Annotated in this window: 18 protein-coding genes, 1 tRNA gene and 1 riboswitch; of the genes, 13 read left to right on the top strand and 6 right to left on the bottom strand. The window is 64.5% G+C overall.

Translation table 11 applies throughout. The annotated features are described in order from the left end of the window. Nucleotides 1-105 precede the first annotated feature (105 nt). Nucleotides 106-1,299 (bottom strand): sugar ABC transporter substrate-binding protein, encoded by a 1,194-nt coding sequence (locus B5D13_RS06520; RefSeq protein WP_078687512.1) that lies wholly within the window; start codon nt 1,297-1,299, stop codon nt 106-108. A 644-nt stretch (nt 1,300-1,943) separates the two neighbouring features. Between B5D13_RS06520 and B5D13_RS06515 the strand changes: the two genes are divergently transcribed. Continuing rightward, a complete protein-coding gene (locus B5D13_RS06515; protein WP_078687511.1) occupies nt 1,944-3,308 on the top strand; it encodes a PFL family protein in 1,365 nt (454 codons plus the stop codon). Nucleotides 3,309-3,455: 147 nt separating this feature from the next. Here B5D13_RS06515 and murB read toward each other — a convergent pair whose 3' ends face one another. Further along, a complete protein-coding gene (gene murB, locus B5D13_RS06510; RefSeq protein ID WP_078687510.1) occupies nt 3,456-4,382 on the bottom strand; it encodes a UDP-N-acetylmuramate dehydrogenase in 927 nt (308 codons plus the stop codon). 198 nt (nt 4,383-4,580) lie between these two features. Next, nucleotides 4,581-4,728, top strand: a riboswitch (FMN riboswitch). 5 nt (nt 4,729-4,733) lie between these two features. On the opposite strand from murB, the gene B5D13_RS06505 reads away from it, so the two are divergent. Genes B5D13_RS06505 through B5D13_RS06495 form a run of 3 tightly spaced genes read left to right on the top strand, consistent with a single transcriptional unit; the run spans nt 4,734 to nt 7,945 of the window. Next, nucleotides 4,734-5,315, top strand: a complete 582-nt coding sequence (locus B5D13_RS06505) for an ECF transporter S component (protein ID WP_078687509.1) — start codon at nt 4,734-4,736, stop codon at nt 5,313-5,315. Between the two features lie 10 nt (nt 5,316-5,325). Then, nucleotides 5,326-7,143, top strand: a complete 1,818-nt coding sequence (locus B5D13_RS06500) for an ABC transporter ATP-binding protein (RefSeq protein ID WP_234970746.1) — start codon at nt 5,326-5,328, stop codon at nt 7,141-7,143. 1 nt (nt 7,144) lies between these two features. After that, the gene (locus tag B5D13_RS06495; RefSeq protein ID WP_078687508.1) at nt 7,145-7,945 is read left to right on the top strand and encodes an energy-coupling factor transporter transmembrane component T family protein; all 801 of its coding nucleotides are present in this window, start codon (nt 7,145-7,147) and stop codon (nt 7,943-7,945) included. A 32-nt stretch (nt 7,946-7,977) separates the two neighbouring features. Here B5D13_RS06495 and B5D13_RS06490 read toward each other — a convergent pair whose 3' ends face one another. Then, the gene (locus B5D13_RS06490; RefSeq protein WP_078687507.1) at nt 7,978-11,253 is read right to left on the bottom strand and encodes an AAA family ATPase; all 3,276 of its coding nucleotides are present in this window, start codon (nt 11,251-11,253) and stop codon (nt 7,978-7,980) included. Between the two features lies 1 nt (nt 11,254). Then, a complete protein-coding gene (locus B5D13_RS06485) occupies nt 11,255-12,415 on the bottom strand; it encodes an exonuclease SbcCD subunit D (RefSeq protein ID WP_078687506.1) in 1,161 nt (386 codons plus the stop codon). Nucleotides 12,416-12,690: 275 nt separating this feature from the next. Between B5D13_RS06485 and B5D13_RS06480 the strand changes: the two genes are divergently transcribed. Then, nucleotides 12,691-16,422: a phosphoribosylformylglycinamidine synthase gene (locus tag B5D13_RS06480; RefSeq protein ID WP_078687505.1), complete on the top strand. Its 3,732-nt coding sequence runs from the start codon at nt 12,691-12,693 to the stop codon at nt 16,420-16,422. A gap of 103 nt (nt 16,423-16,525) precedes the next feature. Here B5D13_RS06480 and B5D13_RS06475 read toward each other — a convergent pair whose 3' ends face one another. Beyond that, nucleotides 16,526-17,194, bottom strand: a complete 669-nt coding sequence (locus B5D13_RS06475; RefSeq protein ID WP_078687504.1) for a TIGR00266 family protein — start codon at nt 17,192-17,194, stop codon at nt 16,526-16,528. A gap of 226 nt (nt 17,195-17,420) precedes the next feature. Here B5D13_RS06475 and B5D13_RS06470 point away from each other — a divergent pair, with 226 nt between their 5' ends. Both B5D13_RS06470 and B5D13_RS06465 read left to right on the top strand, forming a co-directional pair. Further along, nucleotides 17,421-18,500, top strand: coding sequence for a DMT family transporter (locus B5D13_RS06470; RefSeq protein ID WP_078687503.1), 1,080 nt, complete (start codon nt 17,421-17,423; stop codon nt 18,498-18,500). Nucleotides 18,501-18,553: 53 nt separating this feature from the next. Continuing rightward, nucleotides 18,554-18,799 carry a hypothetical protein gene (locus tag B5D13_RS06465; RefSeq protein ID WP_078687502.1) on the top strand — a complete coding sequence of 82 codons (246 nt, stop codon included), beginning with the start codon at nt 18,554-18,556 and terminating at the stop codon, nt 18,797-18,799. A gap of 33 nt (nt 18,800-18,832) precedes the next feature. On the opposite strand, the gene B5D13_RS06460 is transcribed toward B5D13_RS06465, so the two are convergent. Beyond that, entirely contained in the window at nt 18,833-20,086 is a 1,254-nt protein-coding gene (locus B5D13_RS06460; RefSeq protein WP_078687501.1) for a peptidase U32 family protein, read from the bottom strand. A 207-nt stretch (nt 20,087-20,293) separates the two neighbouring features. Between B5D13_RS06460 and B5D13_RS06455 the strand changes: the two genes are divergently transcribed. From B5D13_RS06455 to glmU, 6 genes are all read left to right on the top strand, one after another. Then, entirely contained in the window at nt 20,294-21,421 is a 1,128-nt protein-coding gene (locus tag B5D13_RS06455) for a serine hydrolase (protein ID WP_143327758.1), read from the top strand. Nucleotides 21,422-21,598: 177 nt separating this feature from the next. Further along, complete coding sequence (galE, locus tag B5D13_RS06450; RefSeq protein WP_078687499.1) at nt 21,599-22,654, top strand: UDP-glucose 4-epimerase GalE; 1,056 nt, start codon at nt 21,599-21,601, stop codon at nt 22,652-22,654. Nucleotides 22,655-22,660: 6 nt separating this feature from the next. Then, nucleotides 22,661-23,770 (top strand): polyprenyl synthetase family protein, encoded by a 1,110-nt coding sequence (locus B5D13_RS06445; RefSeq protein ID WP_234970744.1) that lies wholly within the window; start codon nt 22,661-22,663, stop codon nt 23,768-23,770. Between the two features lie 32 nt (nt 23,771-23,802). Beyond that, nucleotides 23,803-24,723, top strand: a complete 921-nt coding sequence (locus B5D13_RS06440; RefSeq protein ID WP_078687498.1) for a peptidoglycan-binding domain-containing protein — start codon at nt 23,803-23,805, stop codon at nt 24,721-24,723. Between the two features lie 69 nt (nt 24,724-24,792). Beyond that, nucleotides 24,793-24,867, top strand: a tRNA-Gln gene (locus tag B5D13_RS06435). 219 nt (nt 24,868-25,086) lie between these two features. Next, entirely contained in the window at nt 25,087-26,481 is a 1,395-nt protein-coding gene (gene glmU / locus B5D13_RS06430) for a bifunctional UDP-N-acetylglucosamine diphosphorylase/glucosamine-1-phosphate N-acetyltransferase GlmU (RefSeq protein ID WP_078687497.1), read from the top strand. Nucleotides 26,482-26,483: the final 2 nt, after the last annotated feature.

The raw sequence follows: 26,483 nt of genomic DNA, 5'->3' as shown, positions 1-26,483 counted from the left end.
CGCTCCTTCCCTTTCCAGGTCAGCAAAAATCGGAGGGGCCCGAAAGTCCCAGGCGCCCCTCCGATTCAGTTGATCGCTTACAACGGCGAAACCAGCAAGAGGAACTTATGCGTGACGCTTCTTCACGTCCTCGATCGAGAGAGACTCGGCGGCCTTGCAGAGGGCGTCGAAGTCGTCCTCCGCCAGCGCCTTGATCTCGTCCTCGTTGTAGGGAGCGTCGTCGACGAAGTACTTCGCATAGTCCTTGTACTCGTCGGAACTCGAGACGTAGACGTAGGGGAACTTGATCTCCTTGCCGAACTCGCCGTCCTTCACCTCGAGCTTGCCGGTGCAGGCCTGGTAGGTGAGGATGAACGCGTACAGCGGATCGCAGAAGTGACCGCCGGACTCGGCGAAGATGCCGCCGGACTCAAGCTGGTCGGCGAGGTCCTCGAGGAAGTCGGTGGAGACGACGGAGATCTGGCCCGTCTTGCCCATGTTGGCGAGCTGGCCGATGGAACCGACCAGCGGGTCTCCGCCGCCACCGGCGACAATCAGGGCGTCCATGTTGGGGTTGGTGTTGACGAACTGCTCGGTAACCTTTGCGCCCTCAGCGGAGGAGGTGTTGGCGTAGACGGGCTCGGTCATGGTCGCCTGGTCGTCGGGGTGGGCCTGGTTCCACTCGTCGAGACCCTCCTTATAGCCCTGCCAGCGCAGCTGGAAGGTGGCGTCGCCGACGGTCCAACCCTCGAGGCAGATGTTGCGGGCGCCCGTCTTGTTGGGGCCACCCTTCTCTAGAAGCAGTCCCATGAGGGTCTTGCCGTTGAGGACCTCGTCCTCGTGGACGGCACCGACGTAGAACTTGGAGTTCTTCGCGACCTCGTAGACGTCGGGGGAAGCCTCCTCGGAGATGATACGGTAGAACTGGGTGACATACATCTCGTTCTCGTTACAGGTGTTGATGACGGAGGTCATCTCGGAGTCTGCAGAGTTGCAGATGATCATGCCGTTGCAGCCGGCAGCGGCGAGGGTCTCAGCAGATGCGGTGACCTGCTCGGAGACGTGACCCTGGTCGACGGTCTGGACCTCGCAGCCCAGGATGTCTGCGGCCTTCTTGCAGATTGCGACGGAAAGAGAACCAAGCGCGTCAGTGGAACTCCAGATCGAGATGCCGATCTTCTTGCCCTCGCCGGACGCACCGTCACCACCGTCGTCCGAGCCACCGCCACCGTTGCAGGCGGCCAGCAGCGCGGAAGCACCGAGGCCGGCACCGGTGACGCCCGAAAGCTTGAGGAAATCGCGCCTAGAAAGATTGCCCATTCCAAAAACTCCCTTCAAACCCCTCTATCTTGTTTACCGAGTGCGCGTCTAGCCCAGATAAGCAGTAGAAACTTTTGGCCCCTGCCTACCGGAATCAAGCGATGATTGTTTTGCAGATTGTTTTGTGCCTTCTGCTCCCACGCTGTCGTTCCGGAAACACATCGACCGAATGGATCGCCTTGCCAAAACCGAACTAAAACAACGCTGTGGGATGGTCGTTTTTTCCTATGCCATCCCTCGCACAACTGAAGTTTTACTCCTGTTAACACCCGTTGTACTAGCCTTTGACTGTGAACGGTTGCGAAACAGTATTAAACGGCTAAACAGCTGTTAGATGCAGGTAAAACGTTCCTTTTGCAGGTATAAGTGGATGTAAACACATACCATTCTGTTTAGTTAACACGCAAGCGAATCGCGAACCCGTAGATGCCGACGGCGACAACAGACGCCCCTTCTCGGCCATAACGTTTATCGAGCACACGGCGACAGGTGCGTCACGCACACGCCCCACGGGCGACACGCGTACGTAAAATGAATGTCACGCACGCATGCGCCTCTCGCGCATCGGCGCTGACGCATGCATAATGCTGTCTGAACGACCGTGATGCGGAGACAATGCCGTAAGGCAGAAGAAGGATGTGGATATGGCAATCACCCCAGACGAGGTAGCCGAGACCCTCAGCATGGTCACGGAGCAGAACCTTGACCTCAGGACCATCACCATGGGTATCTCGCTGCTTGGCTGCGCAGACGAGGACATGGACCGCATGTGCACCAAGATCTACGACCGCATCACCAAGACCGCCGAGAAGCTCGTGCCCACGGCCGAGAACCTCGAGCGCGAGTACGGCATCCCCATTGCCAACAAGCGCGTCTCGGTGACGCCCATCGCACAGGTCGCCGCAGGCTGCCCCGACGAGGACCTCACCCCCATCGCGCACGCCATGAACCGCGCGGCGGAGTCCCTGGGCATCGACTTCATGGGCGGCTTCTCCGCACTTCTCCAGAAGGGCATGGGCGCCACGGACCGCAGGCTCATCAACTCCATTCCGCACGCCATGGCCACCACGGACCGCGTCTGCTCTTCCCTCAACATCGCAAGCACACGCGCGGGCATCAACATGGACGCCGTCCTCCTGTCCGCGCAGACCATGATCGACTGCGCCAGGGCCACGACCGACATCGACTGCTACGGCGCGGCCAAGTTTGTTGTGTTCGCCAACATGGTCGAGGACTCCCCGTTCATGGCAGGCGCGACGCACGGCTCGGGCGAGGCGGACGCCGTCATCAACGTGGGCGTCTCCGGCCCCGGCGTCATGGCCGCCGCCCTGCAGCAGCTTCCCGAGAGCGCCTCTCTGATGGAGGTCGCGGAGCGCATCAAGCAGACCGCGTTCAAGATCACGCGTGCAGGCGAGCTCATGAGCCGCGAGGCGGCCCGTCGCCTGGGCGCCGAGAAGGGCATCGTCGACCTAAGCCTGGCACCCACCCCCGCCGCAGGCGACTCGGTTGCGAAGATCCTCGAGACCATTGGCGTCGGCGAGTGCGGCGGCCCCGGCACCACCTGCGCCCTCGCACTCCTGAACGATTGCGTCAAGAAGGGCGGCGTCATGGCGAGCTCCAGCGTCGGAGGCCTTTCCGGCGCGTTCATCCCCGTGTCCGAGGACGCCGGCATGATCCAAGCAGCCAAGGACGGTGCCCTGTCCATCGAGAAGCTCGAGGCCATGACCTGCGTCTGCTCCGTCGGCCTCGACATGATAGCCATCCCCGGTGACACGCCCGTCGAGGCCATCGCCGGCATCATCGCGGACGAGATGGCCATCGGCGTCATCAACACCAAGACGACGGCCGTCCGCCTGATTCCCGCCATCGGCAAGAAGGAGGGCGACGTCCTCGAGTTCGGCGGCCTGTTCGGCAGCGCCCCCGTCCAGCGTGTCAACCCGTTCGCGGGCACCGTCTTCGCGCATCGCGGCGGCCGCTTCCCCGCGCCACTCAACTCGCTCAAGAACTAGGCGAAAGGGATCACGGGACGGCATCCCGGCAACAACCGCAGTGCATACGAGCAGGCGGGCATCGTGGTCTTCCACGATGCCCGCCCTTTTCAAGCAGATGCTGTAAGCCCTTCTCGCCGGCGCAAGACGATGGGGATGAGTCGGTCGCTACTCGCCCAGGAAGAGGACCTCAGTCTCGAGTTTGACGCCAAACTGGCGCGCAACCTCCTTTTGTACGTGCTCGATGACGGAATGGACGTCCGCCGAGGTGGCATGGTCCACGTTAACGACGAAGCCCGCGTGCTTGGTGGACACCTCAGCGCCGCCCGCTCGGTAACCTCGAAGGCCCGCGTCGGAGATAAGCTTGCCGGCAAAGTATCCCTCGGGACGCTTGAACGTGGAGCCCGCGCTCGGAAGCTCGAGCGGCTGCTTGGACTCGCGGCGCTGGGTGAAGTCATCCATCTTCTCTCGGATGGACTCCGGGTTCGCCTCGCGCAGGGAGAACGTCGCGGAGAGCACAACGAGCCCCTCGGTGCGGATGCGGCTGGTTCGGTAGCCAAGCTCGAGCTGGTCGGCGGGGATGGTCTCGAGAGAGCCGTCGCCCATGAGCACGCGCACGCTCTGGAGCACGTCGGCCATGCAGCCGTCGTAGGCACCGGCGTTCATGAAGCAGGCGCCGCCGATTGAGCCGGGGATGCCACAGGCGAACTCGAGGCCAGAAAGGCCAAGCTCACAGGCCATCTCCGAGGCCTCGCGAAGGTTGACGCCCGCCTGGCAGGTCATCTCTTCGCCCTCGACGCTCACGTTCAGCAGCCCCTCGGTCAGCGAGATGATGACGCCGCGATAGCCCTCGTCGGAGACGAGCAGGTCGCTTCCACGCCCCAAGATAAAGAACGGCACGCCCCTCTCCCTACAGAGGGAGACGACATCGTGCACCTCCTCGGGATCGTCCGGGATGACGAAGAGGTCAGCGGGGCCACCAATCTCGAAGGTGGTGTGGGCGCTCATGGGCTCATTCGCGAGGACGTTGTCCTCCCCCACTACCTGACGAAGCTTCCAAGACAAAGACTGCAAGTGGTCGGCACTGTCGGACATGCCTTCTTCACGCTCCTTGAAACGGCCGTTTGGCAAATCGTCCCCATAGTATAGCAAGTGTGACAGCAGGACCCTCAAAGCGCATGGGCACCGCACGGCTCGTAACACGTCCGTCGCACCCCCGTCATGCCTGGCCGCAACGCCATCTCAATTGCCCGCCGCCCTTTGACAGTTCACGAAGAAGTGATACCGTTACCTAGTCAGTTTCAGGGCGGGGCGAAATTCCCCACTGGCGGTAACGAAGGCGAGAAGCGTCGAAGAAGTCCGCGAGCCACCATCACAATGCGTGGTTGACCTGGTGTGAGTCCAGGACCAACGGTTACAGTCCGGATGGAAGAAACGGAGGGCCTCATGGCCGCATCAACCACCAGCAGGCACGATACCCACTCGACCACCGCCCAGGGATCTGGCTGGTCCACAAAGCGCATCGCGATTACCGCGCTGTTCTGCGCCGTCTCCGCGATTTGCACGCTCGTGCTGGAGTTCCCGATCATCCCCGGCATCACCTGGCTCAAGTACGACCCCTCGGGAATCGTCGCGCTGATCGCCGGCTTCGCCTATGGCCCGGCAACCGCAGTCGTCGTGTCGATCATCCCGTACCTCGTGCACCTTGCGACGCAGAGCGGGATCTACGGCGTCATCATGGCCGTTCTCGCCACGCTGAGTCTTTCGGTGCCCGCCGCACTCGTCTACAGGCGTTTAATGTCCCTCAGAGGAGCCGTCGCGGGAATGATCGTCGGAGCCGTCTGCTGCCTTGCGGCCTGCATCCTTGGCAACGTCCTCATCACGCCCCTCTATTCGGGCATGGCGACGGAGGCTGTCGTCGCGTTGATAGTCCCCGCCCTTCTCCCCTTCAACGTTCTTAAGATTGCCATCAACTGCGTCGCGACCACCCTGGCATACAAGCCCGTCTCCAAGGCGCTCGCGGACTAGAGCACGCAACATGAAACCGGATAACGCCATCCTCGTCGACCTCGACCACGTCACGCTCAGATTCGAGAGGGGCGTGGTCGCCTTGAATGACGTGAGCCTTCGCATCCACGAGGGCGAACGCATCTGCATCCTCGGCGCAAACGGATCGGGAAAGTCGACCCTGGCGTCCGTCCTGTGCGGCCTGCTCGCGCCCGACCAGGGAGGGGTATCCCTTCTGGGTCGCAAGGTCGCCCAGGACGGTGACGTCAACTATGACGCCTACGAGGCCGTGCGCAGGGAGCTTGGCCTTGTGTTCCAAAACCCGGACGACCAGATTGTCACCACCGTGGTCGAGGACGACGTGGCCTTCGGTCCCGAGAACCTTGGGATGGCGCCCGAGCAGATAGAAACGCGCGTCAGGCGCGAGCTCAAGCGCGTGGCCATGCAGAGCTTTGCCAAGGCAGACCCCACCAGACTGTCCGGAGGCCAGAAACAGCGCGTCGCCATCGCGGGCGCGCTTGCCATGGGGCCGCGCGTCCTGGTGCTCGACGAGCCCGGCTCCTCGCTTGACGTGCGCGGAAGGCGATCGATAATGCGCGTGATGAACCGACTCCACGCAGCCGGGACAACCATCGTGCACGTCACCCACTTTATGGAAGAGGCCCTCTGCGCCGACCGAGTCATCGTGATGGACCACGGTCGCATCATCCTCGAGGGTGAGCCGCAGCGAGTCTTCTCGCAGGGGGACACCATTCGCAATCTCGGTCTCGAAGAGCCCTTCTCCGCAAGGCTCGCCAGCAGGCTCGCACAGCTTGGCGTGCCCGTAAGATGGACCTGCAGCGCAGACGACCTCAAGGACCAGCTAGTCAACCTGGGGAAAGAGCTCGTGGTGGACGACCTGGCCCCAGCCGGGACAAGGTCCCGTCTAGGCGCCCGCGACGAAGTCCCCGCCTCGCAGTCGCCACATGCGACAGAGGGCCGCATCAGCGCATCGGGCGTCTCGTATTCCTATGCGGGAACGAACGGCAGGCAGGCGGTTGGGGGAGCGTCGTTTGAGATTGCGCCAGGAACGAGCTGCGCCCTGATTGGCCAGACCGGCTCGGGCAAGTCCACGCTCCTGCGCCTGATCTGCGCGCTCGAGAAGCCGGATGCAGGCCGCCTTGAGGTCAACGGCTTCGACGTGAGCAAGAGGCGTGAGCGCCGCATGCTGCACGGGCAGGTCGGCTACGTCATGCAGCATCCCGAGCGCCAGCTGTTTGCAGAAACCGTTTGGGAGGACGTCGCCTTCGGCCCAACCAACCTTGGGCTTTCCGTCGAAGAGGTCAGGCACCGCTGCGTCAGCGCCCTCGATCTTGTGGGACTTGCCGACCAAGAGAGCGCCTCTCCGTTCGATCTGTCCGGAGGCCAGCAGCGCCTCTGCGCAATTGCGGGCGTGCTCGCCATGCGCCCCCGCCTCCTGATTCTGGACGAGCCGATGGCGGGGCTCGATCCACGCGGCCGACAGGCGATTCGATCGATCCTCGGGAAAATACACTCCCTGGGCGTGACGGTGGTGCAGGTCACTCACTCGATGGAAGACGCCGCGCTCCAGCAGCAGGTCATCGTTCTCGACCAGGGATCCGTAGTCGCACAAGGCACGCCTCACGAGGTCTTCAACGCCCGGACCGGTCAGACGCTTCACGAGCGCGGGCTCGGCCTGCCCCAACCCCTTGCCTGGGCGCAGGAGCTCGCCGCGTCGGGACTGGACCTGGGGCAAGACCCCCTGAACCTCAGCGACCTCGCGCGGGCGATTGCCCATCAGCTCGACCCCGCGGCCTCTTCATCCCCACGCGACAGAGGAAAGGAGTGAGATGGCACTTCGGCTGAGCATCGGACAATACTATCCGGCAGAGTCTCCCATTCACAGGCTTGACCCGCGTGCGAAGGTTGGCTGCGCCCTTGTGGCGATGGCGTCAACGTTCCTCATCCGCACGCCGCTTCAGCTGGCGCTTGGGGTCGCCCTCGCCCTCGCACTCGTCGCCGCGACGCGCATCCCCGTGACAAAGGTTCTGGAGTCGATTCGCCCGCTCGTCACCATTCTTGTGCTGTTGGGTCTCTTCAACCTGTTTCTCGTCAGGGACGGAGAGACCCTGTTCGCTTGCGGCCCGCTCGTCATAGGCGCCGAAGGCGCCTGGTCTGCCGTACTCTACTCGCTGCGTTTGGCGATTGCCATCCTCATGGGCGCGCTCATGATGCTCACGACCACGCCCACCCAGCTGACCGACGCCTTCGACGCGGCCCTCTCGCCCCTCGCGCGACTGGGATTGCCCGCCCATGAGATTGCCATGGTCTTCTCGCTCATGCTCCGCTTTATACCGACCATCGCAGACGAAGCGCAAGCCATCGCCGATGCCCAGAGGACCCGCGGCGGAGCTCTGGGAGAGGGATCGCCCCTCCACCGTTGCCATGCCATAGCCGCCATCCTGGTCGCGCTTTTCGCAAGCTCCGTCCGTCACGCCAACGACCTTGCGAGAGCGCTTGACGCACGGTGCTACGCCGGCGGAGAGGGGCGCAGTCACTGGCACCCCGCGCACATGCGTCCACGCGACTGGGCCGCCGTCGCAACGTGCGTGGCTTGCATTGCGGCGATTCTGTTCGCCGGGACGCTCTAGCCACAAGAAGGATCACTCTGCGCGCACCGAACTCAGCCAGCGACGCCCTCGATGCGGACCTTCGACCCCTCGCGACCCGCCTCGACGACGATCTTGCGATCAATCGACGAACGAAGCTCCTCGACGTGGCTGATGATTCCGACCAATTTGTCAGGGCCAGACAGCTCCGTCAGCGTCCTGACGGCGAGGGCCAGGGACTCCTCGTCCAACGTGCCGAAGCCCTCGTCCACGAACATGGCGTCCAGCTGGATTCCGCCCGCAGCCGCCTGCACCACGTCAGACAGTCCAAGTGCCAGCGCCAGGGACGCCTTGAACGATTCTCCGCCCGAAAGCGAGGAAGCCGGGCGGGGTTTGCCCGTAAACGTATCACGCACGTCCAGGCCGAGACCTGATTGGGCCGAGCCGCTCCGCTGCCCCTTCTGACGTTCCAGCTCGAAACGACCGTTGGTCATAACCGAGAAGCGCCCGTTGGCTGCCGCTATGACGCGATCGAACCAGCGTGCCTGAAGATACGTCTCGAAGCTCAGGCGCTCCTTGCCGCTCAGTTGCCCCGTCGCAGTCTTGGCGAGCGTTTCTATCTCGCCATATTGGTCGGCAATCTTTCGCGCTCGCTCCCCCAGCGCCTCCAGTGCCTCTTTTGCGCTGGCGTTTGCCGCAGCCCGCGCGGTCAGGCTCGTTATGGCATCCTCAACCTCACTATGCCGGGCGCCGACTTCATCCAGCTTCGAAGTGACCTCTTCAACGGATTGACCATCCGATTTGCGCAGTTCATCTATCTGTCCGGACAGAGTCTTCGCCCTCTCCAAAAGTTTGTCCCTACCGGACTCGGCATCCACAAGAGCCTTGCGCGCTGCCTCAATGCCTTCCGTGATGCGGAGTCCCCGCCCCTCGAGGCGGTCCGCCTCGGCCTTGGCGGCGACGCCACTTTCAAACTCAAGGCCATCGGCAAGGGTCTTGACCTTGGCCGAGGACGCGCTCAACGCTTCGCGCGCCCCCGCCTGCTCCGATGCGGCCCTCTTATGTCTGCCCTCAAGCTGAGCTTTCCGGGACTCCAAATCCGTCATCTTCTTGGACAGGTCGTCGAGCTCGTTGACGCGGGCGCGGGCGGAGTCGACATCCCTCCCGGCTTGCTCCAGCTCCCATTTCGCGGTGTCCGCCTGCTCGCGAGCACGGCTGACATCCGGAAGGTTGAGACTCGCCCTGAACTCCTCGCAAGAGGCGGACGCGGCCGCCAGCTCATTGGACGCCGCGGCACTCGCCTTGCGCAACTCCTCCAGGCAGGCGGCCGCCGCGTCTGAAGCGTCTCGCGCAGAGGACAGGTCGCGTTCCGCCTGCGCAAGTTCCTTGGCACGCTCCTCGGAACCGCTCAAGTCCCTCTTGGCCTTTTCGAGGTCTTTGCCCAACTGCTCCAAGCGGCTTTCCACGACGTCGAGAGTTCCTACGCGCTCGACCAGCGCCTTGAGCTCGTTCTCTGCGGACTCACGCCTTGCCTTCGCCTCTCCCGAGCGCCTGGAGGCCTCATCCATCCTGTCGCGGCTCTCGCTCGAGGCCTCCCGTGCAGACCGCACGTCGGCCTCCGTTGGAGCAAACTCCCCAAGTTGGGCGGGGTGAGGATGCGACGTTGAGCCACAGACCGGACAGGGGCTTCCCTCGCTCAGGTCGCGGGCAAGGATGCCTGCCCGCGCATCGAGAAACGCCCCCTCGAGGTCAGCCGCCCTCGAGCTTGCCTCATGGTACTCACGCACGGCAACGACGTAGGCCCCCTTGGCCAGCTCAGCCGACTTCCCCGCTTCCTCTGCCATGGCGGCACGGCGTCTGAGCTCGTCGCAATCTTCCTCCACGGCAACCTTCCGCTTTTCGAGGTCGTCGACGGTCGCTTTGCACTTGGCGGCCAAGGCCGGCGCATCCGAAAGCTCCTTGCGACGCACCTCGAGCGCCTCAACCGCCTTGGCGGCCTCGCCCAGGGCGACCTCGCCAGTGAGCAGCTCGTCAGCGGCATTTTTCGCCTTGTCTCCAAGCTGTCCAAGCTCGCCCTCGCGACGCGCAAGCTCGTTGCAGGACTCGAGGACCTTCTGGGCATCGCTCATCTTGCGTTGGGCGTTGCCGCGAACGGCCTCCGCCCTAACCAGGTTCTGCGGGGCCTCCTCGAGGTCCCCTCTGCGCGCCTTCATCTTCTCGAGGTCCCGGCAAACCAAGTCGAGATTCTTCTGCACGCCTCCAAGGACGGCGTCAGCGGTCTCGAGGCCCTTGCGCAGTTCTGCCTCCTTCGCGCGTTCGCGATCGAGCTCGTCATAGCGGACGAGCTGGTCGCGCAGCCGCGCGGCGGCTTCCGTAAACTCCCTGGCCTTTCCCGAGTGCTCCTGCCAGGCAGCAAGCTCCCTCGCGCGGTTCTCCACCGCCTCGCCGGCGGGGCCGAGCTGCCCCCTTATCTCCTCGACCTTCCTCTCCAGCCCCTCCGCGCGACGGGCGCGATCAAGCAGGGTTGACAAGGCGGAGCGCTGGCCGTCGAGCTCTTTCCCCTCCGCGCGAAGGCGCTCCAGCACGGGAGCGTCGGCTTTCGTCTGTTCCTCGATAAGGCCCAGGAGGGCCTCCGCATTGGGCGCGGCAGACTCGCTCAGCGCCTCGAGCCTCTGGGCCCGGTCCTCAGAGCCACCGACCCTGACGGCCGAGCATGCCCCCTTGATTTGGTTGTTCACCTCGCCGTTTTCCCCACGAAGCCTCTTGCGCCGGTCGTCCAGGGCGTATGCGAAGCGCTGGTAGGGCTCGGTTCCGAACAGCTTGCGCAGGATTTCTCCGCGATCCGAGGTGCCCGCCGCCAGCAGCTTGCGGAAGTCCCCCTGGGCGATCATGACGATCTGGGAGAACTGCGCGCGGTCGATTCCCAGCAGCTCACCGACCTTGTTGTTGACGTCGGTCACGCGCGTCAGGACCTTTGCCTCGGGATTGTCGAGCTCTTCGAGCTCCGCGTTCGCGTGCTCGGTGGCAATTCCGCTCCCCCGCTTGGCCGGACGCTCGTACTGCGGGTTGCGACGAACCCGGTAGCGCTTCCCCCGATGAGAGAACTCGAGCTCAACGTAGGTGGGCGTTGCACCATCCGCAAAGTCGCTTCGGAGTGAGTCGGTCTTCCGGTACGAGCCCGTGGCCTCTCCGTACAGGGCAAAGGCAATGGCGTCGAAGATCGTAGTCTTGCCGGCGCCGGTGTCACCGCAGATGAGGTACAGACCATCGCTGCCAAGACTCGCGAAGTCGATTGCGGTCTTCTTTGCATAGGGGCCGAAGGCGCTCATGGTCAGCAGGGTGGGACGCATGCTACATCACCCCCGCAGACTGAAGCTCATCTGTCACGACCTTGCGCTGGAGCTCCGAGAGCCCCTCACCGTTCTGAGACTTGTAGAAGTCGCAAAAGAGCTCGAACGGATCGAGGTTGTCATCCGGGGCGGCAGCATCTGCGGCCACGCCAGCGGCGCGTGTGCGGGCATTGTCGTATTCGATGTTCATGACGTTGGGATAGGCCTCACGCAGGCGGGCCATGGCGTTGGCGACAGGATGCTCGTCGGTAAGGACGACGTGCAGGTAGTCCTGCGAATCGGCCGCGGCGACCACCCGGTCGGACACGAGCTCATTCAAGGGGCCCTTTATGCGTCGGAGATCATGCAGGGGCTTCAGGGGCACAAGCTCGATGCCGGGCTCTTCTCCCTTGGCGCCCATGGTCACCGAGACGGCCGACTTGTCGTAGTCCGCCTCGGATAGCGAGTACTTGAGCAGCGAGCCGGCATAGCGCGCGGCCTCGCGGCCTATGCGCTGGGGACGATGCACGTGCCCAACCGCAACGTAGTCGAACGCGTCGAACACGTCGACGTCAACGTTGTCGAGTCCGCCCACGGACACCTCTGAGTCGCTCCTGTCTACGGCGGACCCCGTTGCCGTCACGAACTGATGGGTCACGGCGACGTTGCGCCGCGAGGGGTCCACGGGAAGCGACTCCACAAGCGCACGGAGTGCGTCGTCGTAGCTCTCGATCTTGGCCTCCGGCAGGACCGCGCGCACGTCGGCCGGGCGGACGAAGGGGATGGGCCAGATGCTGACGGGGCCGAACTCGTCATTCAGCACGACGGGCTCAACGTTTCCGCGATACGCTCCCGATACGTAGACGTTCTGCTGCGCGAGGAAGTCCCCCGCATAGGACACGCGTTCCGCAGAGTCATGGTTCCCGGGAATGACGACGGCCGGCACCCCGGCCGACGCAACGCCCGAGAGGAACTCGCTCATCAGCTGGACCGCCTCGGCGCTGGGCTGGGCCTTGTCATACAGGTCACCCGCAACGAGGAGGGCGTCAATCCCTCGCCCCACCGACTCCTCCCGCTTAAGCAGGTCGAGCAGTCCCCGCAGAACGTAGCGCTGGTCCTCGAGCATCGAATACTCGCAGACGCGCTTGCCTATGTGAAGGTCCGCAATGTGCAGCAGCCTCACGGACGTCACCTCCCTCGCCGCGCGCGAAGCGCAGCCTCATGTGTCCAGACGATTCTATCAAGCACGCCGGACATTAACCCCCCTCCAAAGCGCCCCGTCCCAAGAGGGTCGCAATCGTGAAGATAATGAATGAGATTTATTTCAGTCTGTAAGTGAATTGCACGGCAAAAGCACCGATAGCCAGAGGTTCGCCGTATCATAAAAAACGGCGTGCGCCGACGCGCACGACGCCACAAGTACGACCACCGAGCTCTCATGGGAAAGGGTAGTGAACAATGGTCTCACGCGTGTACGTCGAGAAGAAGCCGGGGTTTGACGTCGAGGCGCAGCAGCTGCGCCACGAGCTGCGCCACACACTGGGCATCAAGGGCCTCGAGGGACTTCGCGTCGTCAACCGCTACGACGTGGAAGGCATCACCAAGAAGCTCTTCGAGCAGTGCATCCCCACCGTCTTTAGCGAACCGCAGTCCGACACGGCAACCACCAGCATGCCCAAGGCCGCCAAGGGGGTCGAGGTTTTCGCCGTGGAGTTCCTCCCCGGCCAGTTTGACCAGCGCGCAGACTCCGCAAGCGAGTGCATCCAGCTGATCAGCCAGGGCGAACGCCCCGTGGTTGCCTCCGCAAAGCTCTACTACCTGCAAGGCGAGCTCTCCTCCGCCGACGTCGAGGCCATCAAGCGCTACGTCATCAACCCCGTCGAGGCGCGCGAGGCCTCGCTCGAAGTGCGCAAGACCCTCAAGGTCAACTACCCCAAGCCAGGCATGGTCGAAACACTCGACGGCTTCCGAAAGATGACCAAGAAGCAGCTGGCTGCCTTCATAGAAGAACGCGGTCTCGCCATGGACCTGGCAGACATCCAGTTCTGCAAGGACTACTTCAAGAGCGAGAAGCGCGACCCGACCATCACCGAGATCAAGATGATCGACACGTACTGGTCCGACCACTGCCGTCACACCACCTTCGGCACCGAGCTCGAGAACGTCACGATTGACGACGAGGTCGTCAAGCAGGCCTTCGAGCGCTACCTCAAGGTGCGCAAGGCACTGCGTCGCGGCAAGAAGCCCGTCACCCTGATGGACATGGGCACCATCGGAGCCAAGTACCTCAAGAAGGAGGGAATCCTCAAGAACCTCGACGAGTCCGAGGAGATCAACGCCTGCACCGTCAAGGTCAAGGTCGACGTCAACGGCGAGGACCAGGACTGGCTCTTCCTCTTCAAGAACGAGACCCACAACCACCCCACCGAGATCGAACCCTTCGGCGGCGCGGCAACCTGCATCGGCGGCGCAATCCGCGACCCGCTGTCCGGCCGCTCCTACGTCTACCAGGCCATGCGCGTAACCGGTGCCGCCGACCCCACCGTTCCCGTCAGCGAGACGATGGAGGGCAAGCTACCCCAGCGCAAGCTCGTCCGCACCGCAGCCGCGGGCTACTCGAGCTATGGCAACCAGATCGGCCTGGCGACCGGACAGGTGAGTGAGCTCTACCACCCCGGCTACATCGCCAAGCGCATGGAGATCGGCGCCGTCGTGGGCGCCACCCCCGCAAGCCACGTACGTCGCGAGTGCCCCAAGCCCGGCGACCAGATCGTCCTGCTTGGCGGCCGCACCGGCCGTGACGGCATCGGCGGCGCAACCGGCTCCTCCAAGGCACACAACGTCGAATCCCTCGAGAAGGACGGCGCCGAGGTCCAGAAGGGCAACGCCCCGACCGAGCGCAAGCTCCAGCGCCTGTTCCGCCGAGAGGACGCCTGCAAGCTCATCAAGCGCTGCAACGACTTCGGCGCGGGCGGCGTCTCGGTCGCCATCGGTGAGCTGGCCGACGGCCTCTTCATCGACCTGAACAAGGTTCCCAAGAAGTACGAGGGCCTCGACGGCACCGAGCTCGCCATCAGCGAGTCCCAGGAGCGCATGGCCGTCGCCCTCGACCCCAAGGACGTCGCGGAGTTCATGGGCTATGCCAAGGAGGAGAACCTCGAGGCAACCGTCGTCGCAGAGGTCACCAAGGAGCCTCGCCTCAAGATGGTCTGGGAGGGCAAGACCATCTGTGACGTCAGCCGCGAGTTCCTGGACTCCAACGGCGCCTCCAAGCACCAGGACGTCCACATCGAGGCACAGGGCAGCTACGCTCCCGAATGGCCCGGCGACACGCTCGAACAGAAGATGGCCTCCCTCGTCCGCGACCTCAACGTCGCCTCCAACAAGGGCCTCTCCGAGCGCTTCGACTCCACCATCGGCGCCGCGACCGTCCTGATGCCCTTCGGCGGCAGGAAGCAGCTGACCCCCAGCATGGCCATGGTCGCCAAGCTCCCCGTGTTCGGCGAGACCACCACGGTCTCCGGCATGGCCTGGGGCTTCAACCCGTACCTCATGAGCGCCAACCAGTTCACGGGCGCCTACCTCTCCGTCGTCGAGTCCGTCGCCAAGCTCGTCGCGGCCGGCCTCGAGCACAAGAATGCCTACCTGACCTTCCAGGAGTACTTCGAGAAGCTGCGCCAGGAGCCCGAGCGCTGGGGCAAGCCCGCGGCCGCCGTCCTGGGTGCACTCATAGCCCAGCTCGACCTGGGCATCGGCTCCATCGGCGGCAAGGACTCCATGTCCGGCTCGTTCGAGGACCTCGACGTCCCGCCAACCCTGGTCTCCTTTGCGACGGCCGTGGGCAAGCTGGACCGCATCACCTCACCCGAGTTCAAGCACAAGGACAGCAAGCTCTGGCTGGTCAAGCCCCACTACCTTGCCGACGGCATCACCCCTGAGGCAGGCTCCTTCCTCAAGGTCCTCGACTTCGTCGAGCAGCGCATTGGCGACCACGACGCACTCGCGGTCTCAACGCCGGGCTATGGCTGCCTCGCCGAGTCGCTGTTCAAGATGTCCGTGGGCAACCAGATCGGCTTCGGCCTGACCAACGAGTTCGACGTCGACGAGCTCTTCAAGCTCGCCTACGGCAGCTTCGTGATCGAGACCACCGACTGCACGTACATGCCTAAGGGGTCTGCCGACTTCGACGTCGTGGACCTGGGTGGCACCTCTGCAGAGTTCAAGATGTGGGCCAAGGGAGAAGTGCTTGACCTCGGCAAGCTGCAGGAGGCCTGGGAGCAGGGCATCGAGGGCGTCTTCCCCTACCGCGGCGCCGGCGAGAAGGTCGAGACCATCGACTTCGACGTTGCCGCCAAGGGAGTCCAGCGCATTTCTCCGCTGGTAAAGATTCCCGAGCCCCGCGTGGTCATTCCGGTCTTCCCCGGCAACAACTGCGAGTACGACTCCGCCGCCGCCTTCGAGCGCGTGGGCGCCGAGGCAAAGACCTTCGTCATCAACAACCTGACGCCCAATGCCGTCGCCGAGAGCACCAAGGCCTTCGTCGAGGAGGTCGCCAAGAGCCAGATCATCATGATCCCCGGCGGCTTCTCGGGTGGCGACGAGCCCGACGGCTCTGCAAAGTTCATCACGGCGTTCTTCCGCTCGCCCGCCGTCACCGAGGCGGTGCGTGACCTCCTGCAGAAGCGCGACGGTTTGATGCTGGGAATCTGCAACGGCTTCCAGGCGCTCGTCAAGCTGGGCCTCGTCCCCTACGGTGACATCCGCCCGATGGACGAGACCTGCCCGACGCTGACCTTCAACACCATCGGCCGTCACCAGAGCCGCCTGGTGCGCACCCGCGTCGCGAGCAACGCCTCCCCCTGGCTTTCGAAGTGCAGCGTGGGAGACGTCCACACCATCGCGATCAGCCATGGCGAGGGTCGCTTCGTGGCATCCGACGAGCTGCTCAAGAAGATGCGCGAGACGGGCCAGATCGCCACGCAGTACGTCGACGAGGGCGGCATCCCCTCCATGGACCTCAGCGTGAACCCCAACGGTTCCGTGCTCGCCATCGAGGGCATCACCAGCCCCGACGGCCGCGTCTTCGGCAAGATGGGACACACCGAGCGCTCCGGCAACGGCCTCTACAGCAACGTTCCCGGCAACAAGTACCAGGAGCTCTTCGAGGGCGGCGTCTCCTACTTCGCATAGGGTACGCGCAACTCGGTCGATTTAGCTAGATGGCGAGAAGGGCGTCGGCGTACCGGCGCCCTTCTTCCCTTTGCAACGCTCGTGCGCCCTTGGTCGTTGCGCGCTAGCTGGACGGGATGAACGGCCTGATGGCGCTGGCGACGCCGCTGATGGGCATCGTCTGCAGCCAGATGCGGCCAGGACCCGTGAGGACGGTGTTGAAGAAGCCCTCGCCGCCCAGCATCTTGTTCTTGAGGCCGGCCACCTGCTGGATGTCAATCGAGACCGTCGACTCGAAGCCGGCGACGTAGCCGGTGTCGACCACCATCTGCTGGCCCGCCTCGAGCTGGTACTCGATCAGGTCACCGTCGATCTCGGCGAAGGCGATGCCCGTGCCCGAGACCTTCTGCATGATGAATCCCTCGCCGCCAAATATGCCGGCGCCAACCTTCTTGTTGAAGAAGATGTCGAGCTTCACGCCCGGCTCGGCCGCCAGAAACGCGCTCTTCTGCAAGACAAAGGAGTTGCCGCTGAGCTGAATGGGAACGATTCTTCCGGGGAAGCTCGAGCCAAAGGCGATCATGCCGGCACCATGAGCGGTGTAGATGTTCTGGAACATGCTCTCGCCCGAAAAGGCCTTGCCAAACATCTTGCCGATGCCGCCTCCGACGGTTGTCATCTCCATGTTGGGCGTCATCCAGACCATGGAGCCCTTTTCGGTGATCATCTTCTCGCCGTCGGCCAGGTTGCAGAGCACGACGGGAAAGGCCCCGCCCTTGATGTCGTAGTTCATGATGCCCCCTCGGGTTGCTGCAGACTACACCGCCCCGACCCACTGGCGGGCCGGATTCTTTCCATTTTCCCACGCAGCGGCGCGCCCCGAACAAAGACAGCGGCACGCGGGCGTTAAGTTTTCGTGGGCGGAGGGCCAACGGCATCGCCCTCGAAACCCAAGAGTGCAAAGGTAGTCAATCGTGACTAGCAAATCAAAAGGGCAATCGGCCCGAGGGGAGCGGCCAATGGCGTCGAACGACGGCCTCCACAGCAGCACGAAAACGAACGACAGCGCATTCCTTTCAAGCACGCACGGCGTGCTCCTGTTTGCGCTCTGCAGCTGTTTCCTGTGGGGCTCGGCCTTCCCCTGCACCAAGGTCGGCAATGGCCTGTTCGCGATCGCCCGGCAGGACACGGCATCTCAGCTGCTGTTTGCCGGCGTGCGCTTCGTTCTTGCGGGCACGATGGTGATAGCCGCCATGAGCGTCGCACGCGGACGGGCACTCGTCCCCAAAAAGCGCGACTGGAGCGCAATCGCGCGCCTGTCGCTGTTCCAAACCATCCTTCAGTACGGGCTCTTCTACCCCGGCCTCTCGCACGCGAGCGGCACGTCGAGCTCGATCATAGAGGCCAGCAGCACCTTTTTGGCCATCATCCTCGCAGCGGTCGTCTTCAGGCAGGAGCGCCTGACCCCACGTAAGGTCATCGGCTGCCTGGTGGGCTTCGCGGGAGTCGCCCTGGTCAACGTCAAGGCCGGTGGCACGTTCACGCTCTCGCTCGGAGGAGAGGGGCTCGTGTTCTTCTCGACATTCGCGGCGGCCACCTCGTCCTGCCTGATCCAGGGCCTCTCCAAGGACCACGACCCGGTTCTCCTGAGCGGCTGGCAGTTCCTTGTAGGCGGCCTGGCACTCACGCTCGCGGGGGCCTTCGCGGGCGGAACCCTGAGCCCCTGCGGCCCTGAGGCCATCGCACTTCTGGTCTACATGGGGTTCATCTCGGCGGCGGCCTACTCGCTCTGGTCGATGCTGCTTTCGGCAAACCCCGTCTCGCGCGTCACGGTCTTCGGCTTCATGAACCCGGTCTTCGGCGCCGGACTCTCCGCCCTCATCCTGGGCGAGAGGGCCAGCATCGACCCCGTGCGCGCGGGCCTTGCCCTCGCGCTCGTGTCCGCGGGCATCGTCGCCGTCAACCTGAAACTGCCCGCTCGTTCCGGCGGCACGGGACGGGCCGCGCACGCTCGAAATGAGCTCGCGGGCATGCTGCGCAGGGGAATGCTTGAGCAGGAGGCTGCCGTGCGCGCCCTTACCGAGCGCCGCGCGGCATAGCGCCCCACCAGGGACACGCGACCCAGCAACCAAAATCGTAGTGAAGGAGAATCATGCACAAGAGCAAGCTCATCAAGGACACCACGCGAGAAGAGCGCATCGCCATCGTGCAGGAGGCCCTCTCGTGGGGCGACGAGTGCGACGGGGCCAGCACGCAGGCCGCTTCCGTCGACAAGTTCTATCTTCCCTACATCGAGGGCGAGTGCGAGCTGCGCGAGCTCAACATGCGCAAGGCCAGCACGAGCTACGTGCTCAGCGGCAACGACCGCGGGCAGAACGGCCCTTCCTGCATGATGTAGCCCCGGGACACCCCGGCACGCAGGCCGAAGCCCCTACTCGGACTTGAGGCAGAGTATGTCCAGCGGCTCGACCGCAAAGGGCAGCTCGACGCGATAGAGATCCATTGCCCGGTTCATCTGGGACACGGGCTCCCACGAGCCGGTCGCCTCGTCCCAATGGTCAGCGGCCTCCAGGGAGCACTCCCTGATAGGCTCCGTTGCGGAAAGCACCTGCAGGATGGAGCCGAAGGTTGCTCTGTTGCGGCACCTGACCTCACAGGAGTAGCCCCTGCCGCCGCCAAGGGGGGCGCACTTCTCGACCGTGGCAACCATGAGCCTGTCGCGCGCGTACTCCACGCGCCCCGGGTTCTGCGTGGGATTGCCGTAGAAGAAGCCCGTGGAGTACGGACGATGGCTCACGGCGTCCAGCTCGCCCATCCAGGCGGAGGCGGGCTCGCCATCCAGAACGTGACGGTAGGCGTTGGTTACGCAAGCCGTGTAGTAGGCGCCCTTGGCACGACCCTCGATCTTGATGGCCGAGACGCCGGCTTGGGCAAGGTCACCCAGGTGGTCGAGCATGCAGAGGTCGTTCGAACTGAGGATGTAGCTCCAAGACCCGTCGTATTCGACGGGCATGCGGCGCACGTCCGGCTGGGACTCCTCGACCAGCGTCCAGCCCCATCGGCAGGGCTGTGTGCAGGCGCCCACGTTCGCGCCGCGCTCGCGCCCCACGAGCTCGCTCGAAAGGAGACAGCGCCCCGAGAGGGCCATGCACATCGAGCCGTGGGCAAACACCTCGATCTCGAGCTCGGGCGAGAGGCGCTCGCGCAGGCGGGCGACGTCCTCGACGCTCATCTCGCGGGCGAGCACCAGGCGACGGGCGCCCAGGCGCGCATACTCCTCGGCGGCGCGCGCGTTCATGATGGAGGTCTGCGTCGAGGCGTGGATCTCGACGTGGGGGGCGTGCTCGCGCAGGAGCGAGATGGCCCCTAGGTCCGCCGCGATCGCCGCGTCGACACCTATCTCGTCGATAAAGTGCAGGTACTCGGGCAGCGCGTCGATGTCCTCGTCGCCCATAATCGTGTTGAGGGTCAGGTGCACGCTCACGCCCGCCGCATGGGCCTCCCGCACCGCCGCCACCAGTTGGTCGCGGTCGAAGTTCTTGCTGCGCGCACGCATGCCCCAGCGGCTGCCCGCAAGGTAGACCTCGTCCGCACCAAAGTGAATGGCCTGGCGAAGCTGCTCGGGGCCGCCCGCGGGCGAGAGGAGCTTCATGGGCAGGGCTGATGCGGAGCGCTCATCCATCATTCATATCCGAATCCGGGCGCCTCGGACGGTGGCCGCGCGCCCCTTTGACGTGCGACGGCACCGTCGCGGCTCGTTTTCGTTCCAGCCCAGAGTACCTCACGCAAGGAGGCGCCGCGCGGCGTCGCCCTGCCCCGACAACAAACAAGCAGACCGCAGGGCGGCTATACTCGATTCGGCAGGCGGCCCCATCCAGAGACGAGGACGAAAGTGTCAGGCAAACACGCGCGCAACCAGAAGACCGACCCCGCGAATACAGGCGAGAGCACGTCTTGCGAACGGCATAACCGTCCGAAGGCGGTGGCGGCAGCGCTTGTCCTGGCTGCCGTCTGCGCGCTCGCGGCGCCGGCAACGCGCGAGGCGCTGTTCTCGCTCCTTTCCCGCCAAAAGACCGCAAGCGCCCAACCCGCCGCAGAGGAGCAGGCGGGCGAGAAGGACGCAGGCGCCGAGGTCGACAAGGGCGCCGCAGACCCCAAGGAGAACCCGGCCGCAGCCGACGGGGAGGACAAAACCCCGCTCGAGACGGGCGCCGCGGCATCGATGGCCACCGTCACCAGCGACGCGGGCATCACGTCCTGCGCGCCCGAGGGATTCGTCGACACACCGACCTATCAGAACCTCGAGTCCGCCGTCGCGACGTTTCGCGCGAGCGGCTACGACATGGGCTTCGCCTTGGTCGACCTTTCGACCGGCAGGTCCATCAGCTACCAGGCAGACAAGCTGTTCTATCCCGCGAGCAGCTGCAAGGCGCTCTACTGCACGGCCGTGCTCGAGACCACCGGGGGCAGCGCCGCAAGCGCCAGCGGGGAGACCATACAGAGCTGCATCGTCAACTCTGACAACGACGCCTTCCGTAGCCTGCTGAAGACCTACGGCTACCGTACCTGGGGCAACTGGCTCTCGAGCTACGCCCCCGAGTCCGCGCGCGAGGCCTACACCTACAACTACCCACACATGAGCGCCAACGGAATGCTGAGCTGCTGGAAGGAGATATACCGCTTCGGAACGTCCGGCGAGGCGGGCTCTGACCTTCTGACCTCATGCCTTGCGCAGTCCAACCACTCCGCCTGGGGAGGGCTGCTGCGCGACCGCTACACCGTCTGGTCCAAGCCCGGCTGGTACCCCGCCAACGAGGGGCTTGCCTCCACGGCGACCGCCGACAACGGCATCGTGTTCTCGGATTGCGGCGACTACGCCGTCGCGGTCCTCACCGACGCGCCCTCCGACTTCGACGCGCTCATGCCAGTGCTCGACGCGCTCAACGCCGCCCACGGCAAGATGTGCGGTGGCAGCTCCAAGCTCGTCCTGGCCTCACGGGGCGAGGGTGCCGCGGCCTAGGGCGGAGGCGCTTCTCGCCTTGGAAACATGGTCAGTCACGTTGCCTAGCCATTTCCGCGAGCTTGCCATCCATACCGCGCACACGCCGCAACCGTATACTTCTTCCCGTTGCGTCTCGAACGCACCACGGCATGCGCGGCGGCGCAGGCCGGACAACGACATCCTGAAAGGACACCCATGAGTGAGACCAAGGATCCCAAAGACACAACCGTCCTCGTTACCGGCGGCGCCGGGTTCATCGGCAGCCACACGGTAGTCGAGCTACTCCAAAACGACTACCAGGTCGTCATCGTAGACGACCTGTCCAACGCGAGCGAGAAGGTCCTCGACCGCATCGACACCATCGTCGGCGAGGAGCATGCGAGGAACCTCTCGTTCTACCGCGCTGACGTGAACGACCGCGCTGCCATGGAGTGCGTGTTCGACGACAACCAGATAGACCGCGTCATCCACTTTGCCGGCTTCAAGGCCGTCGGCGAGTCCGTCACCAAGCCCATCGAGTACTACAGCAACAACCTGGGCAACACCCTCGTCTTGCTGGACGTCATGCGCGAGCACGGCTGCAAGTCGATCATCTTCAGCAGCTCCGCGACCGTCTACGGCGACCCCGACAGCCTGCCCCTGACCGAGGAGTCCCCCAAGAAGCCGGCCACCAACCCCTATGGCTGGACCAAGTGGATGATCGAGCAGATCCTGAGCGACCTGGTCGTCGCCGACCCCGAGTGGAACGTCGTCCTCCTTCGCTACTTCAACCCCATCGGAGCTCACCCCTCGGGGCTCATGGGCGAGGACCCCAAGGGCATCCCCAACAACCTGCTCCCCTACGTCGCGCAGGTGGCCGTGGGCAAGCGCGAGTGCGTTCACGTCTTCGGCGACGACTACGACACCCCCGACGGAACGGGCGTGCGCGACTACATCCACGTGATGGACCTCGCCTCCGGCCACGTCGCCGCACTGAGCTGGATGAACGGCCGCGAGGGAGTCGAGATCTTCAACCTGGGAACCGGCAAGGGCACCAGCGTCCTCGAGATCGTCAAGGCCTTCAGCAAGGCCTGCGGCAAGGAGCTTCCCTACCAGATCGACCCGCGCCGCGCCGGCGACGTGACTGCGAACTACGCGGACTGCAGCAAGGCCAAACGCGAGATGGGCTGGGAGGCACAGTACGGCATCGACGAGATGTGCCGCGACTCCTGGAACTGGCAGCTCAAGAACCCCAACGGCTACGAGGAGTAAGAGCCCGTGCCCAACAACGAAGCCCAGAGCAGCGAGGCTCCCCTGGGCGTCCATGCAGCCGAGAAGCACATGGGCGCTCAGGGCTTCGTCGCCTACCTCGCCGAGAGGCACCAGGCAATAGAGGACGCGCTCAGGCGAACGCAGCCAAACGCCAGCAAGGCGGGCGAGCCCGGTGACGGGATCCGCCTCGACCTGAGCCGCTACCTCTACGACCCCCTCTCGCGCTTCACCTCCTCCGGAGGCAAGCGCACGCGCCCGGCACTGTGCATGCTGGGTGCCGAGGCCGTCGGGGCCGACCCCGCGCGCGCCCTCTCGTTCGCCTGCGCCGTCGAGAACTTCCAGAGCGCCGCGCTGATTCACGACGACATCGCGGACAAGGGCGAGCTGCGTCGCGGCGAGCCCTGCGTCCACGTGACCGAGGGCGTGGGCGTCGCCATCAACATTGGCGACCTCGCGCTCGTGAATGCCTCGCGCGTCGTTCTGGACGATGAGACCCTGGGTGCCGAGACCAAGCTCCGCCTGCTGCGCGAGCTCACTGCCCTTGAGGAGCGGACAATCGAGGGCCAGGCGCTCGACCTGGGCTGGGTCCGCGACGGTCGCTGGAACATCACGCCCGACGACTACCTGTACATGGCGGCGCACAAGACGGCCTACTACTCGGCCGCCGTGCCGCTGGCCGCAGGCGCCATCTGTGGCGGGGCGAGCGAGCGCCAGGTGGGGGCGCTGCGCGAGTTCGGCATGAGCTGCGGCCTGGCCTTCCAGCTTCAGGACGACCTCCTCAACCTCGTGGGCAACGCCGCCGCGCAAGGCAAGGACTTCCGCAGCGACATTACCGAGGGCAAGCGCACGCTCGCGGCCGTCTGGGCCCTCGCGCAGCTCGACGAAGACGAGCGAGCCGAGCTGCAGGCACTTCTTGACAGCGGAACGACCGATGAGGGTGACCTGGCCCGCACGGTCGAGCTCATGAGGCAATCGGGGGCAATCGAGCACGTGAGGGACGAGGCACGCCGACTCGTCGACGATGCCAAGGGCCGTCTTGCTTCTGCGGACTTTTTTCCCAAGTCATATGCAACGCTCATTTCTATGGCAGACTTTTTTGTCGAGCGCCTGGGCTAGGCGCCTAACGACAACGGATATCGGAGATTGACATGGATCCCATTCGCGAAGGCGCCAGCGGCGCCGCAGTTGAGGACATTCAGGAGCGCCTGGCGTCCCTCGGCTATGACATCGACGCAAGCGAGCGCGAGAGCAAGGCCTTCGGCCCCTCCACCGCTTCCGCCGTCGCGAAGTTCAGACTCGACCACGGAATGCAGTTGGGCGCCGAGATCGACGCCGCGACGTGGTCCGAGCTGGTCGACGCCTGCTACGAGCTGGGCGATAGGACCCTTTACCTGCGTCTTCCCAACCTTCACGGCAACGACGTGCGCGAGCTGCAGCAGAGGCTCAACATCCTTGGCTTCTCGTGCGGTGACGCAGACGGCTGCTTTGGCGTGCACACCGAGGCCGCGGTGAAGCAGTTCCAGGAGAGCCAGGGCATGCTTGCCGACGGCATGGCCTTCCCCGACACCTTCGACGCGATCGATCGCCTGCACCACGTGTGGGCGGGCAAGCCCGCCGCAGGTCCGCATCCCATGGGCGGCATGGGCTTCGCACGAGCGGCCAGCGTCCTGGACAACGTCCAGATCTCCATTGCTGCAGAGGACCCAATCTCGCGCAACGTCGCCGGCCGTATCTGGAACCTTGCCTCGGCCACCAGCGACAAGAGCGGACTTGACCTAATCGACAACGTCGATTCCCCGCGCGAGGGCGACACTGCCGTCATCCTGCTCTCGACGCAGCCCCTGCCCGACGGCAGCAAGCTCGCCAACCTCACCGCCGACGACGTTGACACCCTTCCGGCGCGCCTGCGCACCACCTGCGAGAGCCGCCGCGCTACCAGCAGCAGGGTCCCCGTCATCCGCGTGGAGCTTCCCCACGGCCTGGGATACGACGGCACCTTCACCATGGGCGACGCCCAGACCTTCGCGGTCATGCTGCTTGACGCCATATGCTCGGCTTTCGATTTCTGATAAACTGAGTGCGCGATGGCTAGGCTGAGCCGCGCAAGGCGTGGCCAGGCCCCCAACGCTGCGAAGCATTGGGGTATCGTCCAGTGGTTAGGACACGGGTTTTTGGTGCCTGTAACCTAGGTTCGAATCCTAGTACCCCAGCCAACGCACCCTCGCCGGCGCCCATGGGGCGCCGGCTTTTTTCTTATCGAGAGCCCCTCCAAGACGTCGGCAGGACGCCAAGCGGCTGTGTGTAAATCGTCTGCATGCCGTCTGAAATGCGGTTCCGCCGATTCAGGCGATTATCATTAAAGAGCTGTGAACGCCACTTGATTGTTTGGGTGGCGCACGCCAAAACCGCTTACGCACACTGGAGGCCTCTACATGCCTGTAACCGCGATCGTCCTCGCAGCTGGCGAGGGAACGCGCATGAAGTCGCGCCACCCCAAGGTAATGCACCGCATGCTGGGAAAGCCCCTTGCCTGGTGGGCAGTCAACTCGGCGCGCAAGGCCGGAATCGAGCGAATCGTCCTCGTAGTCGGCAACGGCTCCGACGAAGTCCGCTCGTACTTCTCTGCTGACAAGGACGTCGAGTTCGTCGAGCAGACCGAGCGTCTGGGCACCGGCCACGCGGTACGCGTGGTGCGCGACGCCCTGGGCGGGTTCGGCGGCCCCGTCGTCGTCCTTTCCGGCGACTCCCCGCTCGTCCGCCCCGAGACCATCGAGGCGCTCGTCGCCAAGAGCACGAGCGAGCACAACGCCTGCACCGTCCTGACCATGACCCCGCCCGATGTGACCGGCTACGGCCGCGTCCAGACCGACGAGTCGGACGCAGTCCAAGGCATCATCGAGCACAAGGACTGCACGCCCGAGCAGCGCGAGAAGCTCCTCGAGTGCAATTCGGGCGTCTATTGCTTCTGCGGCCGTCGCCTGAGCCAGAACATCGACAAGGTCGGCAACGACAACGTCCAGGGCGAGTACTACCTGACCGACATGGTCGGCATCTACGTGGGCATGGGCGAGCCCGTTGCATGCGTCCACTGCGACGACTACTCCGAGCTTCTGGGCGTCAACAGCCGCATCCAGCTTGCACAGGCCACCAAGATCATGCAGCGCCGCATCAACGAGGGCCTCATGGCCCGGGGCGTCACCATGCTCGACCCGGATCAGGTCTGGGTCGGGCCCGAGGCCACGATCGGGCAGGACTGCGTGCTTCTCCCCCAGACCTTTGTCTGGGGCAAGACCTCCGTGGGCTGCGACTGCACCATCGGCCCGAACAGCCGCCTCGAGAACGCCACGGTCGGCAACGGCTGCACCGTGGACGAGACCATCATCGTGGACTCCTCCATCGACGACGACGTCAACTGCGGCCCCCGCGCCTACCTGCGCGGCGGCACCCACTTCTGCAAGGGCGCCAAGGCCGGCACGCACGTCGAGCTCAAGAACTCCACCGTGGGCGAGGGCTCCAAGGTCCCGCACCTCTCCTACATTGGCGACACCACCATGGGTGCCGGCGTCAACATTGGCGGCGGCTCAATCACCTGCAACTACGACGGTGTCCACAAGAACAAGACCTTCATCGGCGACGGTGCCTTCATTGGCTCCGACACCATGATGGTCGCCCCCGTCAGCATTGGGGCAGACGCCATCACCGGCGCCAGCTCCTGCATCACCAAGGATGTCCCCGCCGGCGCGCTCGCCATAGAGCGCTCTGACGAGAAGATCATTGCCGGATACGCCGCAAAGCGCCGTGAGCGTCTCGAGAAAGGGAACAAGTAGAG

It is taken from the genome of Olsenella sp. KH1P3 (assembly GCF_900167315.1).
In the GTDB taxonomy this organism is placed as follows: Bacteria; Actinomycetota; Coriobacteriia; order Coriobacteriales; family Atopobiaceae; genus Olsenella_J; species Olsenella_J umbonata_A.
Note: the sequence above shows the minus strand (reverse complement) of the source record. Positions and strands in the feature narration are given on the sequence as shown.

Excerpts from the sequence above, each read along its gene's own strand:
- B5D13_RS06490 (WP_078687507.1), bottom strand. The coding sequence starts at position 11,253 with ATGCGTCCCACCCTGCTGACCATGAGCGCCTTCGGCCCCTATGCAAAG.
- B5D13_RS06460 (WP_078687501.1), bottom strand. The coding sequence starts at position 20,086 with ATGATGGATGAGCGCTCCGCATCAGCCCTGCCCATGAAGCTCCTCTCG.
- B5D13_RS06505 (WP_078687509.1), top strand. The coding sequence starts at position 4,734 with ATGGCCGCATCAACCACCAGCAGGCACGATACCCACTCGACCACCGCC.
- galE (WP_078687499.1), top strand. The coding sequence starts at position 21,599 with ATGAGTGAGACCAAGGATCCCAAAGACACAACCGTCCTCGTTACCGGC.
- murB (WP_078687510.1), bottom strand. The coding sequence starts at position 4,382 with ATGTCCGACAGTGCCGACCACTTGCAGTCTTTGTCTTGGAAGCTTCGT.
- B5D13_RS06440 (WP_078687498.1), top strand. The coding sequence starts at position 23,803 with ATGGATCCCATTCGCGAAGGCGCCAGCGGCGCCGCAGTTGAGGACATT.
- B5D13_RS06465 (WP_078687502.1), top strand. The coding sequence starts at position 18,554 with ATGCACAAGAGCAAGCTCATCAAGGACACCACGCGAGAAGAGCGCATC.
- B5D13_RS06515 (WP_078687511.1), top strand. The coding sequence starts at position 1,944 with ATGGCAATCACCCCAGACGAGGTAGCCGAGACCCTCAGCATGGTCACG.
- B5D13_RS06470 (WP_078687503.1), top strand. The coding sequence starts at position 17,421 with ATGGCGTCGAACGACGGCCTCCACAGCAGCACGAAAACGAACGACAGC.
- B5D13_RS06475 (WP_078687504.1), bottom strand. The coding sequence starts at position 17,194 with ATGAACTACGACATCAAGGGCGGGGCCTTTCCCGTCGTGCTCTGCAAC.
- B5D13_RS06500 (WP_234970746.1), top strand. The coding sequence starts at position 5,326 with ATGAAACCGGATAACGCCATCCTCGTCGACCTCGACCACGTCACGCTC.
- glmU (WP_078687497.1), top strand. The coding sequence starts at position 25,087 with ATGCCTGTAACCGCGATCGTCCTCGCAGCTGGCGAGGGAACGCGCATG.
- B5D13_RS06495 (WP_078687508.1), top strand. The coding sequence starts at position 7,145 with ATGGCACTTCGGCTGAGCATCGGACAATACTATCCGGCAGAGTCTCCC.
- B5D13_RS06520 (WP_078687512.1), bottom strand. The coding sequence starts at position 1,299 with ATGGGCAATCTTTCTAGGCGCGATTTCCTCAAGCTTTCGGGCGTCACC.
- B5D13_RS06480 (WP_078687505.1), top strand. The coding sequence starts at position 12,691 with ATGGTCTCACGCGTGTACGTCGAGAAGAAGCCGGGGTTTGACGTCGAG.